Genomic DNA, 15,335 nt, shown 5'->3' on the forward strand with positions numbered 1-15,335 from the left:
TCCTATAGCCTTAAGTCAGTTTGCTCTGCCGGGAAAATATATTTCAAGTCATATAACACGTGCTCAGGCTTACCCAGCGCACGGATCGCTTCGATCCCCATTTCAACAAACTGTCGATGGGCAACTGCCAGAATGATGGCATCGTAAGCACCCTTTTCCGGGATATTCACAGGATGTACGCGATGCTCATGCGCGGCCTCTTGCGGATCGATCCAAGGATCGTACACATCCACATCGACGTGATATTCCTCAAGCTCTCGCACGACGTCGACCACACGCGTATTGCGTAGGTCCGGGCAGTTTTCTTTGAAGCTGAATCCCATGACCAATACGCGCGCACCTTCAACATGAATGCGACTCCGCGTCATGGCTTTGACGAGTTGGGCGACTACATAACTACCCATACTGTCATTGATCCGGCGCCCGGCGAGAATAATTTCCGGATAGTAGCCAATCGACTGTGCCTTGTGCGTCAAATAATAAGGATCGACGCCAATGCAGGCCCACCCACCAGTCCAGGCCTGAAGGGCAGAAAGTTCCATTTAGTGCCTGCGGCAGTCAAAACATCTTCAGTGTCTATACCAAGACGATTAAAGATTCTTGCAAATTCATTGATCAAAGCAATGTTCACATCGCGCTGGGTATTCTCGATGACTTTGGCAGCCTCCGCCACCTTGATGCTGGGTGCGCAATGCGTTCCCGCCACAACAACAAGGCGATACAGCTCATCCACTAATTTCGCAATTTCGGGGGTGGAGCCAGAAGTGACCTTTTTAATCGTCGTCACCCGACGCGCTTTATCACCCGGATTGATACGCTCTGGGCTATAGCCAGCAAAAAAATCTTGATTGAATCGCAAGCCAGAGACGCGCTCCAGCACTGGCACACACACATCTTCGGTCACGCCTGGATAAACCGTCGACTCATAAATGACGAGATCACCTTTTTTCAGAGCACGGCCAATCGTTTCACTGGCAAGAATCAAAGGCGTCAGATCTGGCTGCTTGTAGGCATCGATCGGCGTTGGCATCGTCACGATAAAGGTATTCGCCTCGCGCAGCGCTTCGGGATCTGCGGTGTAGCGCAAACCCGTTGCAAGCGCCAGTTCCGCGGAATCGACCTCAAGTGTGTGATCGTGACCTTTTTTAAGCGCCTCGATGCGCGTCAAATTGATGTCAAAACCAATCACCGGAAGCTGTTTACCGAACTCAACCGCCAACGGTAGCCCCACATAGCCCAGGCCGACTACTGCCAACTTTACGTCTTGAATGTGCAAGTCACTCTCCAACTCGATCCACGCTCGCAGGCACAACACCTTTGTTTGAACGCTGAGTACGAGATCATAAAGGCTTAAGAAATAAAAAAAAGCCCACGAAAAAAAAAGCCCAAGACTTTGCAGTCTTGGGCTAAATCCACCAAAGGAGGAGGGTGGAGGAGACAACCTTGGCAAGTTCAGGAAACCTCGAGGGTCTCAGCGAATGAATCAGTGTTGGGCTAGTCAACCACTGCGTAACAGCTATGTAACCAACAAAACTAAAAACCGGCTACTGGTAAACACTAGCAATCAGATTCAACACACTCATGACTGAACTTCCATAAACAAATATTAGCTGAAAAGTTGGTGCGTTGCAAGAATATTTATCAATCCGTATAAAAAATAAGTGATTTCAATATTTTGATGCATTGCAACAACACTTAAAGATCAACAAACCTAAATCCTGTACGCGGTCCCCGTCATGACCTTTGCCATCAAGCGCATGACAGCGCGTACCGGCTGTGCAAGCGCCTCGGCACCCCGATACTCCGCGCTGACGCGATGCTTGATCTCGTCTTCTTTCATTTGCTCCACGATCGCTCTTGAGCGCGCATCTGTTGGTGGCAATTCAGTGAGATGGCTGTCTAGGTGCGCCTCAACTTGGCGTTCGGTTTCCGCCATAAATCCTAAACTTTTCGCAGCCCCCGCTCGACTGGCAAGCGCGCCCAAGGCGAAAGAGCCTGCATACCAAAGCGGATTCAAGAGGCTCGGACGGCTGTCAAGCTCTTTGAGACGCTGAGCACACCAGCCCAAATGATCAACCTCCTCTGAGGCGGCCGCCAAAAAAAACTCAGCACTCTCGACATTCTGGACCGCTGCAGCCTGACCGCGATAAAGCGCTTGCGCGCAAACCTCGCCCACGTGATTGACTCGCATCAATCCTGCCGCATGGCGCTTGGACTCGACATCCATCTGCGCATCATCGTCCTGCCTGAGCGGACCGGCGGGATTGGGGCGCGACGCGGTCACTCCCGCCCCGAGGACTTGCAAAGCGACATCGATTTCAGCAATAAACGGGTCCAGCAACCCGTGTCTGCGCATCAGGCGAGGCGCACTGATTGCGCGTGACCCGGTGGCTTCGGTCGCCGGGGGTGTTGAGGACGTTGGTATTGGGAGGCGATCCATGGTGAAACATTCCAAGCAGCAATGCCCGGTATCTTAACGCCCTTGCGCACAAAATAGCCCTAAAGCACAAAAGCAGGTTCACAAGAGCTTTCAGGCCTCTTTCCGTTTATCATTCTTGCTTCTACGCAGGGGATCAAACATGGAAGTCAGAATTGATTGGGGCGGGCCGGACGGCATGCTCTTCGTTGGCCAGACAGGCACAGGTCACATCGCCGCAATGGATGGCGCACCGGAAGGTGGCGGCCATAATCTCGCCCCAAGACCCATGGAACTGTTGCTAGTAGGGACTGGTGGCTGCACGGCTTACGATGTCGTGCTGATACTCAAGCGCGGACGACATGCAATTACCGGTTGCTCTGTGAAGCTACAAGCCGAGCGTGCGGAAACGGATCCAAAAGTCTTCACGAAGATTCACTTTGTCTTTACGGTCACGGGAAGCAATCTTCCGCGTGCCGCCGTTGAGCGCGCGATCGCGCTCTCTCATGAAAAATATTGCTCAGCCTCCGCCATGCTTGCGCACACTGCCGAGATCACCTGGTCCGCAGACATCGTAGACACTGCCCTTCCCTCATCGACTTGATCATAAAATTTCCTATGAACCAGTACGAAACCTTTATGCGCCACGTCTACACCACAGGCGTCAACAAAACCGATCGAACCGGTACCGGCACACGATCTGTCTTTGGTTATCAGATGCGCTTTGATCTTTCGAAAGGTTTTCCTCTGGTGACAACCAAAAAACTTCACACCCGAAGTATTTTTGTCGAGCTGCTCTGGTTCCTGAGGGGTGATTCAAATGTCCGATGGCTTCAGGAAAACGGCTGCACGATCTGGGATGAGTGGGCGCGCGAAGACGGCGATCTCGGGCCCGTTTATGGCGTGCAATGGCGCTCCTGGCCCACGCCTGACGGTGGCCATATCGATCAGATTTCACAAGTACTTGAACAAATTCGCAAAACGCCCGACTCGCGAAGACTAATTGTGTCCGCGTGGAATGTGGGTGAAATCAAAAATATGGCGTTGCCTCCCTGCCATGCGTTTTTTCAGTTTTATGTCGCGGAGGGCAAACTTTCTTGCCAACTCTATCAACGCAGCGCAGACATTTTCCTTGGTGTGCCTTTCAATATCGCAAGCTATGCCCTCCTGACACATATGGTCGCACAGCAGTGCAACCTCGAGGTCGGTGACTTCATTTGGACGGGTGGGGACTGCCACATTTACAGCAATCACTTCGAGCAGGTCGAGCTGCAACTGTCGCGTGAACCCCACCCTTATCCAAGGCTCGTCATTCAACGTAAACCTGATTCACTTTTTGATTATCGCTACGAAGATTTCGTGATCGAGGATTACGCGCACCATCCGCATATCAAAGCGCCCGTAGCCGTCTAACGCCTGACTTAACCAAGCCCACAAGGCCCGACTCCCATGCAGCTTTACTTGATCGTCGCCTACGCACTGAATCGTGTCATTGGACGAGACAACGCTCTGCCCTGGAAGCTGCCAAGTGACCTGGCACACTTCAAGCGCACGACGCTTGGACACCCTGTCATCATGGGGCGCAAGACATGGGAATCACTTGGCAGGCCGTTACCCGGCAGGCGTAATATCGTCATTACGAGAAATCCTGATTTTCATGCCTCTGGTGCGGAGTGTGTGAGCAGCCTTGCGCAAGCCATTGCTTGTTTACAGGACGTGGACCGGGCCTTTGTGATCGGTGGCGCGCAGATCTATCATGAGGCACTTGCATTTGCTCAAGAGATCATCGCCACAGAGGTATTAGAGAACGTTGAAGGCGACGCCCATTTTGCACCTTTAAACAAGGATCAGTGGACCGAAACCTCCAGAACACACTATCCGGAGGAAAATGGATTGCGTTTCGATGTCGTACATTATCGGCGTGTGCATCCCGAACAGTTGGAACGAACATGAAGAGAAAGCTCGTCGCAGTGACTGCTCTCGTGGCGACAGCCATTGCCGCATATTGTGGGGCAAGCCTGTGGTCAGGCTTTAAGATCCAGTCGCAATCCTATGCGGCCGTCGATGCCATCAATCTTCATCTGGCCCGCACGTGGCCAGAGCAAGTCCGCCTGTCGGCCCGCGATTACCAAAGAGGTATTTTTTCCACTGAAGCTTCCTACGTTCTCACCCTTCCAGGTCTTAAGGAATCTGATCCCCAACAAAAGCGAGAGATTCTTTTTATCAACCGTATCGCCCATGGGCCCTTTCCCTTTAAAAATTTGCTCTCCGGTGATTTCAGTCCCGTAGGCGCCATGATTGAAACAGTCAGTGCGCCAACGCCTTGGATCGAGCAATTGACAAAGGCCAACTCTGAGCAGCCACTTTTGAGCGGTCAGACGCGCGTTGGCACGAACGGTGTTGCAAGTTTGAATTGGTCAGCAACGCCTGCAGAATTCTCTCAAGATGCTTTGCGGGTCAAGTTCGGCGGTGCCACGCTTACGGCGGAAATCGGTCCGAGATTCAAAAGCAGAAGTGGGACGCTGGCACTTGAGTCACTCAACATGACCAATGGACAGACCACGCTTGATCTCAACACAGTCAAGGTCCGCCTGGAAGCGCAGCTCGATTCATCGGGATTACCTATTGGCATTCACTCCCGTGAGATCGGTCGACTGACGTGGACATCGGTCAATGCTCCCACAATTGAACTGGAAAAATTCAAATTTCGCAGTGCGCTCTCGCGCACGGATGACGAGCTGAGTGGCGCGACTGAAATCAACATTAGTGAGCTGGGGATCGCCCAGAACAAACTTGGCGCGCTTAGACTTGCGCTCACCTATGACAACCTGAGCGACCGCGACCTTTCTCCTTTGCTTGAGCTCTACAACCGCACCCTGATTCGCGTGATGCTCAATATTCTTGCTCCTGAGCCGCTCAGTACCGCCGAAATCAAAAAAATCTGGGTCTATGTTCAAGGCCTGCTCAAAAACAACCCAAGCATTCGTATCGAACCGCTTGCTTGGGAAACTTCCTCAGGAAAAAGTCAGCTCAACCTGAGCACAACTTTCCGGGGCGCTGAACTGGCTTCAGGTGGCATTGGCTTGCGCGAAAGTCCAATCGACACACTCGATGCGACGCTGACGATTTCACAATCGATGGTCAATGCTCTCATTCTGCAAAGCGTTCAAACCCCGGGCACCTCTCCTGCCAAGGCGAAAAGCCTGGCGGATCGCGAAGCGAAAAGACTCGCGGATATGGCTTTCCAGCTCAAACTCGGACGGGTTCAAAACGGCCGTCTCGTCACCCATTTCAACGTCCAAGAAGGCGAGTTGCGTATCAATGGGCAACGCACTCCTCCAGAACCCATCCTAAAGGTTCTAAGCACGCTATTGCCGTCCAAGCTTTACACCAGTCAGGCCACTTCCGGACAGGAAGGACCTGATGAGGCCTTATCTCTTCAGCATTTGGATCCTGCGGTATTAGGCGCCATCCTGAGTGACTCAGAATTCACCTACGAGGAATCCAGAGATGCCGATGGCGACCTTGTTCTTAAAGTGACGCCAGGCGACTCTGGTGCGCAGAGCATCGAGATTATTTTTAGTGGTTGCCGCAAGGATCCAACTTGCGAAGACGTCCTGCTGCGTGCAACTTACTCATCTGAACATGTGGCCGCACTCAAGTTCGTCAATGGCTGGAACCTGCGGAATCGTTGGGCGCGAGTCTATGTCAAAGAATCTGGCGCCCCCGTTTTGGAAATGGATATCAGCACCTACGGGGGTATTGGTCAAGATGCGATTGAAGGCATGGTCAGTACCTTCTTTAAACTCGTGAGGGAGTTTTCGGCAGAACTCAAGTCTGCCGAAAAGTAACCCTTTACTCCTACTCGGCGTAAGCCTCTACAGGCAAACAAGAACACACCAAGTTCCGGTCGCCCCAGGCGTTATCCACGCGCCCAACAGGCGGCCAGTACTTGGTGTCACGCAAGCTTGCCAGAGGATAGGCAGCCTGCTGACGCGGATAGTCGTGATGCCACTCCTCAGCTAGCAACATCTGAGCCGTATGTGGCGCATTTTTCAAAACGTTATCGCTCTTATCGCGCTCACCCCGTTCGACCTGAGCGATCTCCTGACGAATAGAAATCATCGCGTCGACAAAACGATCCAGCTCAGCCAGTCCCTCTGACTCAGTTGGCTCAACCATCAAGGTACCCGCAACAGGGAAGCTCATGGTCGGTGCATGGAAACCGTAATCCATCAGACGTTTTGCGATGTCCTCGGCGGAAATGCCAGAGGCCTCCTTGATCGGATTCATATCAAGAATGCACTCGTGCGCGACGCGACCATTACGACCCGTGTACAGAATAGGATAATGATCAGCCAGTCGACGAGCCACATAGTTGGCGCTCAAAATCGCCACCTCTGTTGCGCGCCTCAGACCCTGTGCCCCCATCAGCGAGATGTAGACAAACGGAATAGGCAAAATACTCGCTGAGCCGAACGGGGCCGCCGATACTGGGCCCACGGGCATGCCGTTGGCCATGACACCCTTTTCATTCACAACACCAGGCAGAAAAGGCGCGAGATGCGCACGCACACCAACAGGCCCCACACCGGGCCCGCCGCCGCCGTGCGGAATGCAGAATGTTTTATGCAAGTTCAAATGGGAAACATCGGAGCCAAACTTTCCTGGCTGTGCGACACCCACCATGGCGTTCATATTCGCACCGTCCATGTATACCTGACCACCGGCCTCATGGATCAGATCGCAAATGGTTGTGATCGACTCTTCGAAGACACCATGTGTCGAAGGATAGGTCACCATCAGAGCGGCCAGACGATCGCCAACCTTGGCGATTTTGGCTTTCAAATCATCGATATCAACGTTGCCGTGCGCATCTGAGCCGACGACCACAACATCCATGCCGACCATGTTTGCGGAAGCGGGATTGGTACCATGCGCCGATGATGGGATGAGGCAAACATCTCGCTGATGTTGTCCATTCGCACGATGGTAAGCACGGATCGCAAGCAGACCCGCATACTCGCCCTGCGCACCAGAGTTAGGCTGCAAGCTGATGGCGTCATAGCCCGTGATTTCACACAAGTCTTTTGACAGACGTTCAATCATCTTTTGATAACCGCGCGTCTGATCTGCCGGTGCAAAAGGATGAATGGCGGCAAACTCCGGCCATGTCACAGGAATCATCTCGACCGTTGCGTTGAGCTTCATTGTGCAAGAGCCAAGCGGGATCATTGTGCGATCGAGTGCGAGATCCTTGTCAGCGAGCTTTCGCAGATAACGCAACATATCCGTTTCAGACTGTATGCTGGAAAAGACGGGATGACTGAGGATGGCCTTCTTGCGCTGAACATTTGAGGGAATGCCTGGCAAGCCGTTTATCGCCGTGGACAAAGCCGGTGGCGACTGCTTGGTCGCCCGAGCAAACACGTCAAGCAGTTCTTCAAGGTCTTGGAGCGTGACTGTTTCGTCCAGGGATATACCGAGATGCGTGGCACTGACGCTGCGCAGATTGATCCGTGCCGCACGTGCGGCAGTCAGCACGGCTTCTGTTTGCGTACCCGTTTCGAGCAACAGCGTGTCAAAGAAGGTATCGTTCGCAACCTTGATACCAAGCGATGCGAGGCCCTGCTTGAGTATTGCGGTCGACTGATGTACTCGCGTGGCGATAGACCGAATACCCTTGGGACCATGCCATAGAGCATACATACTGGACATCACAGCCAACAGTACCTGTGCCGTACAGATATTGGAGGTCGCTTTCTCGCGGCGAATGTGTTGCTCACGGGTCTGAAGCGCCAAGCGCAGAGCCTGATTGCCCTGGGCATCTTTGGAGATACCGACCAAGCGGCCAGGCATATTCCGCTTGAACGCATCCTTGCAAGCCATGAAGCCAGCATGGGGACCACCAAAACCAAAGGGCACACCAAAGCGCTGAGCCGAACCGATCGCGATATCCGCACCCCAGTGTCCGGGGGGCTCAAGCAGTGCCAACGCCAACAAGTCCGTTGCACACGCCACGACACCGCCTTGGGCATGAACCTGCTCAGTGATCGCGCGATAGTCCGCGACAGCACCAAGCGAATGAGGGTATTGCAGGAGCAAACCGAAACAAGCAGGTACGCCCTTGCCCTCATCACCCACCACCACATCAATATCCAAACCATCTGCACGGGTGCGGATCACCTCGATAGTCTGTGGATGACAATGCTGTGACACAAAAAACACCTTGCTCGCGGCTTGCGAAGCGCGACGCGCGAGCGTCATCGCCTCTGCGGCAGCTGTACCTTCGTCAAGCAAAGACGCGTTAGAGATGTCAAGTCCCGTCAAATCCGCGACCATGGTTTGGTAGTTCAGGATCGCTTCAAGACGACCTTGTGAAATCTCTGGCTGGTACGGCGTGTAGGCGGTGTACCAAGCTGGATTTTCAAGAATATTACGTAACACAACGTTAGGTGTGTGCGTGCCGTAATAGCCCTGTCCGATGTAGTTGCGAAACACTTGATTTTCGCCCGCTATTTTGCGCATTTCAGCCAACACATCGGCCTCTGAGCGCGCGCCGGGAAGATCAAGCTCACGAGACATATGGATGTTCGCAGGCACAACTTCGCGCATCAAGGTGTCGAGATTCGCCGCGCCAATCGCTGCGAGCATTTTTTTCTGATCGTCCTCGCTCGGACCAATGTGGCGAGGAATAAATTCGTTCGAAGTATCCAAAGCTTGGGACATGATTTTTGCCTTAACTTGCGTCAGCGACAGCCTGATAGCCTGCTGCATCGAGCAAACCATCAATATCGGCGGGATTGTTTGCCTTGATCTTGAAGATCCAAGTGCCGTAGGGGCTGGCATTGATGGTTTCGGGCGCGTCATTGAGCGCCTCATTAAAACCAACGATCTCGCCGGCGACAGGCGCATAAATATCAGATGCCGCCTTGACAGACTCTACGACTCCGGCGGTTGCGCCTGCAGCGAGTTTGGAGCCGACTTTCACGTCGCCGACAAACACCAGATCGCCGAGCTGTTCTTGTGCGGGGCCAGTAATACCGACGATCATCACATCGCCTTCGGCCTTGATCCATTCGTGTGTTTTTGCGTATTTACGATCGCTAGGGATGCTCATGAAAGTCTCCAGAAATTTTTCAATCAGTTTGGTTGAATTGAATACGGTTTAAATAAAAAAATTACGCGTGTGTGACCACTTGTCCGTTACGCACAAAAGGCAACTTGCACACTACGGCCGGCACCCATTTGCCACGAATCTCGATTTCGACTTGATCACCTGCAGCCACTCCATGTGGAAGTCGACCAAATCCAATTGACACCCCCATCGTCGGGGACATCGTGCCGCTGGTGACCTCGCCCATGCCTTTCGCGGTGCGCACGGCCATGTGCGCGCGCATCACACCACGATCAAGTAACTTGAGACCAATAAAGGTTCGCGGATCCGCGAACTGCTCGATAGCTTTGCGTCCAATAAAATGACGCTCCGGGTCCTTGAGAGAGACCGTCCAGGTCAAGCCAGCCTGATTGGGATGGATGAGCTCATCCATGTCCTGACCGTACAGATTCATCCCCGCTTCCAGACGCAGGGTGTCACGGGCACCCAACCCACAGGGCGCCACACCCTGGGATACCAAATCCGCCCAAAGCTTTCCAACCTCTGTCGCAGGCACCACGATTTCAAAGCCGTCTTCGCCCGTATAGCCTGTGCGGGCCACCATCGTATCGCCGGGGAACTGGGCGCCAGAAAACACGCCAAGATTCTCAGTCGCCTCGAGCCAAGCGGGTCGTGCCGCCCAGACCTTGGCGCGCGCATGGGGTCCTTGCACCGCAATCATCGCCAGATCACGTCTTGGGGTGACCGTCACCTGATAGTGACCGGCCACAGCTACACGCTGCATCCAGGAGATGTCTTTGTCGGCAGTCCCGGCATTCACAACCAGGCGCCACTGTGTGGGTGTAAAAAAATAAACAATCAGATCGTCTATCACGCCACCCTGAGGATTCAACATACAGGAGTAAAGCGCTTTGCCAGATTGCGTCAGCTTGGACACGTCATTGGCAATAAGTCTGCGTAAAAATTTGGCTGCATCCTCGCCCTGAACATCGACGTTGAGCATATGAGAAACATCGAACATGCCTGCATCCCGGCGAACAGCATGGTGTTCCTCAATCTGGGAGCCATAATTGACAGGCATGTCCCAACCACCAAAATCGACCATACGTGCGCCAGCGGCAACATGGACGTCGGCAAGAGGGGTGCGCTTGAGTTCAGCAGACATGGAAAACTCCGACAAAGGGACAATAAACTAGTGAGGTGCGGCACCCGAATCGCATGCGCTGCGCGCATGAGATTTGACTGGCGATCCGCCCCTCTGTCCTTTTGCCTGAGAGTTGCCCCGCGAACATGCGGGTGTGCACCTTCGGCGCCCGTGATGACCTGACGGTCCCGGGTCTCTCCAGAGTGTTGTGCTGAAAGTTGTTTCAAGAACTTTCAATTCATCTTGCGGTATGGGGGGCCTGAGCGATTCTGGGCGAATTGCGCCTTCGGCGGCAAGCCGAGATCCCTTCAAGGGGGTCGACTGCGCTCTCCCGCAATATGCGTTCACAGCAGTAGAAGCATAACGCGAAAATCAAGCCCACCACAAGCCCAGTTCACTTGTGCCCCTTTCAAAAAGCAGGTTTAAAGGGTTTGCTACATGCTACGCGCGCAGGCTACGGCTGAGGCCCAAGCCCACTGAAAGTTATAGCCGCCCAACCAGCCCGTCACATCAACCGTTTCGCCAATGAAGTGCAGTCCTGGAACACTTCGCGCTTCCATGCTGCGCTGATCCAGCCCACGGGTATCGACTCCTCCCCGCATGACTTCGGCCTTTTTATAGCCTGCTGTGCCAGTCGGTATCAGCGACCAGCCATGAATACGCTGAGCCAGGTCCTTTAGAACGCGATCCGGGGCATCCGCCAAGCGAAGTGTTGCCTGCTCACCCAACCACTGCTCAGCGAGGCGCTTAGGCCAAAGAGAGCTGAGCAAGGTTCCAAGCTGCTGCTTGCCTCCCACTTTAGCTTGGACAAGCTTTTGGGATAAATCCTGCCCCGGCGCCAAGTTCAGCTCAATCGCCTCGCCGGGCTGCCAGTAGCTCGATATTTGTAAAATGCCGGGACCCGAAAGCCCCCGGTGGGTAAATAAAACGTCTTCCAGGAACTCCTGGGCACGCCGCCCAGGGCCCGCGCGCACCAGGGCTTGCAAGGCTACACCCGCGAGCGCACCAAAAGGAGCCCAGGCTTCTACATCAAAAGTTAGGGGCACCAGCGCCGGACGCGGTTCTATAACTTTTAATCCAAACTGCCTGGCGATTTTTAAGCCAAAATCGGTCGCACCAAGCTGCGGAATCGCCAGACCACCAGTCGCCACCACTAATCGACTCGCTTCGATCGTGCCAACCGAAGTGTGAACAGAAAATCCCGTTGCGCCGGGACGCTCTGTGCGTAAAATCTCTTTGACTTCGCAGGGCATGCGCCATTGGACACCACCTTGCTCGCACTCGACACGAAGCATCTCGATGATGTCTTCACTGCTTTTGTCGCAAAAAAGCTGTCCTTTATGTTTTTCATGCCAGGCAATGCCGTGGCGACGCATCAATTCTATGAAATCCTGCGGGGAATAACCTGCTAAGGCAGACTTGCAGAAGTGGGGATTCGCAGAGATGAAGTTCTCAGGCCCGACTTGCTTGTTGGTGAAGTTGCAGCGACCACCTCCGGAAATCCGGATTTTCTCAGCCAGAACTTTGGCGTGATCGATTAGAACGACAGAGCGCCCCCGTTGAGCGGCCACTGCAGCACACATCATGCCTGCAGCACCCGCACCAATCACCGCCACATCAAACTGCAGCATGCACCCCTCCGGGGCAGCCCGCCATAGAAAGAACCTGAATTAGCATTGCGCTTCAATCAGGCAGTCAACGTAGTAACGCTTTTCACCATTGGGCAGTACCTCTTCACCCAGACCGTGAATATACGTTTCAAAAGACGGAAACTTTTCGTTGAACTCGCGAGCGAACTCCAGATACTGCACGATCGTTTTGTTGAATCGCTCACCGGGAATCAGCAAGGGTATGCCAGGAGGGTAGGGTGTCAACAAGACCCCGGTCACGCGCCCTTCAAGCTGATCAATCGACACGCGCTCGACCTCACGGTGCGCCATTTTCGCAAACGCATCCGACGGCTTGAGTGCCGGTACCATATCACTCAAATACATTTCAGTCGTGAGGCGCGCGACATCATGTTTGCGGTATTCCGCATGGATTTGCTGACACAAATCACGCAAGCCCATGCGTTCGTAGCGACGATTTGTTTTGCAGAAGTCGGGCAAGATGCGCCACATCGGCTGATTGCGATCATAGTCGTCTTTAAACTGCTGCAAGGCAGTTAACAGCGTGTTCCAACGGCCTTTAGTAATGCCGATCGTGAACATGATGAAAAAAGAATACAGGCCTGTCTTTTCAACCACCACACCATGCTCGGTCAGATACTTCGAAACAAGCGCCGCTGGCACACCGGTCTCACCGAAACTGCCTGACATGTCCAGTCCCGGTGTCACAATAGTGGCCTTAATCGGGTCCAGCATGTTGAACCCCTCGGCGAGATCGCCGAAACCATGCCAATGATCGTTCGCCTTGAGGATCCAGTCCGACTGCTCGCCCACACCATGCGCGGCCAGATAGTCAGGCCCCCAAACGGTGAACCACCAGTCGTCATCGCCATACTCGAGATCAACCTTGCGCATCGCTCGACGGAAATCAAGGGCTTCGCGAATACTTTCCTCGACCAAGGCTGTACCACCCGGAGCTTCCATCATGGCGGCTGCCACATCACAGGACGCGATAATCGCGTACTGAGGGGAAGTGGACATATGCATCAAATAAGCTTCATTGAAAATATTGCGATCAAGCTTGCGGCTCTCAGATTCCTGCACAATGATCTGGGAGGCCTGCGAAATCCCCGCCAACAATTTATGCGTCGAATGCGTGGCAAAAACCATTGACTTGGGACTACGCGGGCGACCTGCGCCGATCGCGTGCATATTTTGATAAAACGTGTGAAACGCGGCATGAGGCAACCACGCCTCGTCAAAGTGAAGCGTATCCACAAGATTACCGAGCTTTTCCTTGATCATTTCAACGTTGTAAATGACACCGTCATAGGTGCTTTGCGTCAAGGTCAAAATTCGTGGATTCTTATTTTTAACTTTGCGTGCGAACGGATTCGCATCAATTTTTTTCTGGATGCTTTCAGGCTCGAATTCCTCAAGCGGAATCGGACCGATGATGCCCATGTGATTGCGAGTCGGACGTAAAAATACAGGAATCGCACCTGTCATCGTAATCGCGTGCAGAATAGACTTGTGACAATTGCGATCCACCACCACGATGTCATCAGCAGCCACGTTGGCGTGCCAGACAACCTTGTTCGACGTCGATGTGCCGTTAGTGACAAAATAACAGTGGTCCGCATTAAAGATTCGCGCGGCGTTCAACTCTGACTCTGCGATGGGTCCCGTGTGGTCGAGCAACTGACCGAGCTCATCGACCGCGTTACAGACGTCCGCGCGCAACATATTTTCACCAAAGAACTGGTGAAACATCTGCCCAACCGGACTCTTTAAAAAGGCGACTCCGCCCGAATGTCCCGGGCAGTGCCAAGAGTAGGAACCATCCTGGGCATAGTTGACGAGCTCGCGGAAAAATGGCGGTGCCAGGCTATCCACATAGCTGCGTGCCTCCCGAATAATGTGGCGCGCCACAAACTCAGGCGTGTCCTCAAACATGTGAATAAAACCATGCAACTCACGCAAGATATCGTTGGGAATATGTTCGGCTGTTCGCGTTTCGCCATACAGATAAATAGGTATGTCCGCGTTACGGAAACGCAACTCACCGATAAAGACACGCAGGTTTTTAATCGCGCCGGCCACATCTTCTGGCGAGTCGACATCGAACTCCTCGTCATCTATCGACAGAATAAAGGCGCTTGCGCGACTTTGCTGTTGAGCAAAGGAACTCAGGTCTCCATAACTAGTGACACCGATCACCTCCATACCTTCGGCCTCAATCGCGGTCGCTAAGGCACGCACACCAAGGCCGGACGCGTTCTCGGAACGGTAATCCTCGTCGATGATAAAGATAGGGAAGCGAAATTTCATCCGGAGGACTCCGCAAAGAATAGGTGAATAGATGAAGTCGAGCGTATCGCCCGACGCATTGCATGACTTAAATCATAAAACTCAAACGCGCAGTTGGATCGTATCAAGTGCGCGGCAAGGTCACGCCACGCTGACCCTGGTACTTGCCACCGCGATCTTTGTAAGAGGTCGAGCAAATCTCGTCGCTTTCAAAAAATAGCATTTGCGCACATCCCTCGCCTGCGTAAATTTTTGCGGGCAGTGGTGTGGTGTTGGAGAACTCGAGGGTCACGTGGCCTTCCCATTCGGGCTCCAAGGGCGTCACGTTGACGATGATGCCGCAGCGCGCATAGGTACTTTTGCCTAAACAGACCGTCAGCACGCTGCGTGGAATCCGGAAATACTCCACCGTACGGGCCAGCGCAAAAGAGTTGGGGGGAATGATACAAATATCGCCCTTGAAATCGACGAAGGATTTTTCATCGAAATTTTTGGGGTCGACAATCGTCGAGTTGATGTTGGTAAAAATCTTGAACTCGTTGGCGCAGCGCACATCGTAGCCGTAGCTGCTCGTGCCGTAGCTCACAATTCGCCCGGATTCGTTCGAACGTACCTGCCCAGGCTCGAAGGGTTCGATCATCCCATCGGATTGTGCCATGCGGCGGATCCAGTTGTCGCTTTTGATGCTCATTGCCCAAGCGCCTCAAAATTAAAAGTCGAGAGGGCGAATTTTACCCCCTG

General features: G+C 53.4%; 11 protein-coding genes, 1 pseudogene and 2 riboswitches. Of the genes and pseudogenes, 4 read left to right on the forward strand and 8 right to left on the reverse strand.

Annotated elements, in window-relative coordinates:
* Positions 1-2: 2 nt before the first annotated feature.
* Together tviB and coq7 are read right to left on the reverse strand one after the other, a co-directional pair.
* Positions 3-1,276: pseudogene (gene tviB / locus QWY27_RS12910) on the reverse strand (Vi polysaccharide biosynthesis UDP-N-acetylglucosamine C-6 dehydrogenase TviB).
* 435 nt (positions 1,277-1,711) lie between these two features.
* On the reverse strand, positions 1,712-2,356 hold the full coding sequence (gene coq7 / locus QWY27_RS12915) for a 2-polyprenyl-3-methyl-6-methoxy-1,4-benzoquinone monooxygenase (RefSeq protein ID WP_290198853.1): 645 nt from the start codon (positions 2,354-2,356) through the stop codon (positions 1,712-1,714).
* Between the two features lie 223 nt (positions 2,357-2,579).
* Here coq7 and QWY27_RS12920 point away from each other — a divergent pair, with 223 nt between their 5' ends.
* From QWY27_RS12920 to QWY27_RS12935, 4 genes are read left to right on the forward strand one after another with little or no spacing between them, the layout of a single operon-like run.
* Complete coding sequence (locus QWY27_RS12920; protein WP_290198788.1) at positions 2,580-3,020, forward strand: OsmC family protein; 441 nt, start codon at positions 2,580-2,582, stop codon at positions 3,018-3,020.
* Between the two features lie 14 nt (positions 3,021-3,034).
* The gene (locus QWY27_RS12925; RefSeq protein ID WP_290198789.1) at positions 3,035-3,829 is read left to right on the forward strand and encodes a thymidylate synthase; all 795 of its coding nucleotides are present in this window, start codon (positions 3,035-3,037) and stop codon (positions 3,827-3,829) included.
* Positions 3,830-3,865: 36 nt separating this feature from the next.
* Complete coding sequence (locus tag QWY27_RS12930) at positions 3,866-4,369, forward strand: dihydrofolate reductase (protein ID WP_290198790.1); 504 nt, start codon at positions 3,866-3,868, stop codon at positions 4,367-4,369.
* Positions 4,366-6,267 (forward strand): DUF945 family protein, encoded by a 1,902-nt coding sequence (locus QWY27_RS12935; protein ID WP_290198792.1) that lies wholly within the window; start codon positions 4,366-4,368, stop codon positions 6,265-6,267. Before QWY27_RS12930 ends, QWY27_RS12935 begins: the two co-directional genes overlap by 4 nt.
* 10 nt (positions 6,268-6,277) lie before the next feature.
* On the opposite strand, the gene gcvP is transcribed toward QWY27_RS12935, so the two are convergent.
* The 6 genes from gcvP to dcd form a co-directional block, all read right to left on the reverse strand.
* Positions 6,278-9,145 (reverse strand): aminomethyl-transferring glycine dehydrogenase, encoded by a 2,868-nt coding sequence (gene gcvP, locus QWY27_RS12940; RefSeq protein WP_290198793.1) that lies wholly within the window; start codon positions 9,143-9,145, stop codon positions 6,278-6,280.
* A 10-nt stretch (positions 9,146-9,155) separates the two neighbouring features.
* Complete coding sequence (gene gcvH, locus QWY27_RS12945) at positions 9,156-9,536, reverse strand: glycine cleavage system protein GcvH (RefSeq protein ID WP_290198794.1); 381 nt, start codon at positions 9,534-9,536, stop codon at positions 9,156-9,158.
* Between the two features lie 61 nt (positions 9,537-9,597).
* Entirely contained in the window at positions 9,598-10,698 is a 1,101-nt protein-coding gene (gene gcvT, locus QWY27_RS12950; protein WP_290198795.1) for a glycine cleavage system aminomethyltransferase GcvT, read from the reverse strand.
* An 83-nt stretch (positions 10,699-10,781) separates the two neighbouring features.
* Positions 10,782-10,889: riboswitch (glycine riboswitch) on the reverse strand.
* 24 nt (positions 10,890-10,913) lie between these two features.
* Positions 10,914-11,021: riboswitch (glycine riboswitch) on the reverse strand.
* Positions 11,022-11,111: 90 nt separating this feature from the next.
* A complete protein-coding gene (locus tag QWY27_RS12955) occupies positions 11,112-12,308 on the reverse strand; it encodes a BaiN/RdsA family NAD(P)/FAD-dependent oxidoreductase (RefSeq protein WP_290198796.1) in 1,197 nt (398 codons plus the stop codon).
* 39 nt (positions 12,309-12,347) lie between these two features.
* Positions 12,348-14,615 carry an arginine/lysine/ornithine decarboxylase gene (locus QWY27_RS12960; protein ID WP_290198797.1) on the reverse strand — a complete coding sequence of 756 codons (2,268 nt, stop codon included), beginning with the start codon at positions 14,613-14,615 and terminating at the stop codon, positions 12,348-12,350.
* A 103-nt stretch (positions 14,616-14,718) separates the two neighbouring features.
* On the reverse strand, positions 14,719-15,285 hold the full coding sequence (gene dcd / locus QWY27_RS12965) for a dCTP deaminase (protein WP_290198798.1): 567 nt from the start codon (positions 15,283-15,285) through the stop codon (positions 14,719-14,721).
* Positions 15,286-15,335: the final 50 nt, after the last annotated feature.

The organism is Zwartia vadi (genome assembly GCF_030410375.1).
Taxonomy (GTDB): Bacteria; Pseudomonadota; Gammaproteobacteria; order Burkholderiales; family Burkholderiaceae_B; genus Zwartia; species Zwartia vadi.

Bases quoted from the DNA above. Each gene is read 5' to 3' on its own strand.
- QWY27_RS12930 (WP_290198790.1), top strand. From the start codon at position 3,866: ATGCAGCTTTACTTGATCGTCGCCTACGCACTGAATCGTGTCATTGGA.
- QWY27_RS12960 (WP_290198797.1), bottom strand. From the start codon at position 14,615: ATGAAATTTCGCTTCCCTATCTTTATCATCGACGAGGATTACCGTTCC.
- QWY27_RS12955 (WP_290198796.1), bottom strand. From the start codon at position 12,308: ATGCTGCAGTTTGATGTGGCGGTGATTGGTGCGGGTGCTGCAGGCATG.
- gcvT (WP_290198795.1), bottom strand. From the start codon at position 10,698: ATGTCTGCTGAACTCAAGCGCACCCCTCTTGCCGACGTCCATGTTGCC.
- gcvH (WP_290198794.1), bottom strand. From the start codon at position 9,536: ATGAGCATCCCTAGCGATCGTAAATACGCAAAAACACACGAATGGATC.
- coq7 (WP_290198853.1), bottom strand. From the start codon at position 2,356: ATGCGCAGACACGGGTTGCTGGACCCGTTTATTGCTGAAATCGATGTC.
- QWY27_RS12925 (WP_290198789.1), top strand. From the start codon at position 3,035: ATGAACCAGTACGAAACCTTTATGCGCCACGTCTACACCACAGGCGTC.
- gcvP (WP_290198793.1), bottom strand. From the start codon at position 9,145: ATGTCCCAAGCTTTGGATACTTCGAACGAATTTATTCCTCGCCACATT.
- dcd (WP_290198798.1), bottom strand. From the start codon at position 15,285: ATGAGCATCAAAAGCGACAACTGGATCCGCCGCATGGCACAATCCGAT.
- QWY27_RS12920 (WP_290198788.1), top strand. From the start codon at position 2,580: ATGGAAGTCAGAATTGATTGGGGCGGGCCGGACGGCATGCTCTTCGTT.
- QWY27_RS12935 (WP_290198792.1), top strand. From the start codon at position 4,366: ATGAAGAGAAAGCTCGTCGCAGTGACTGCTCTCGTGGCGACAGCCATT.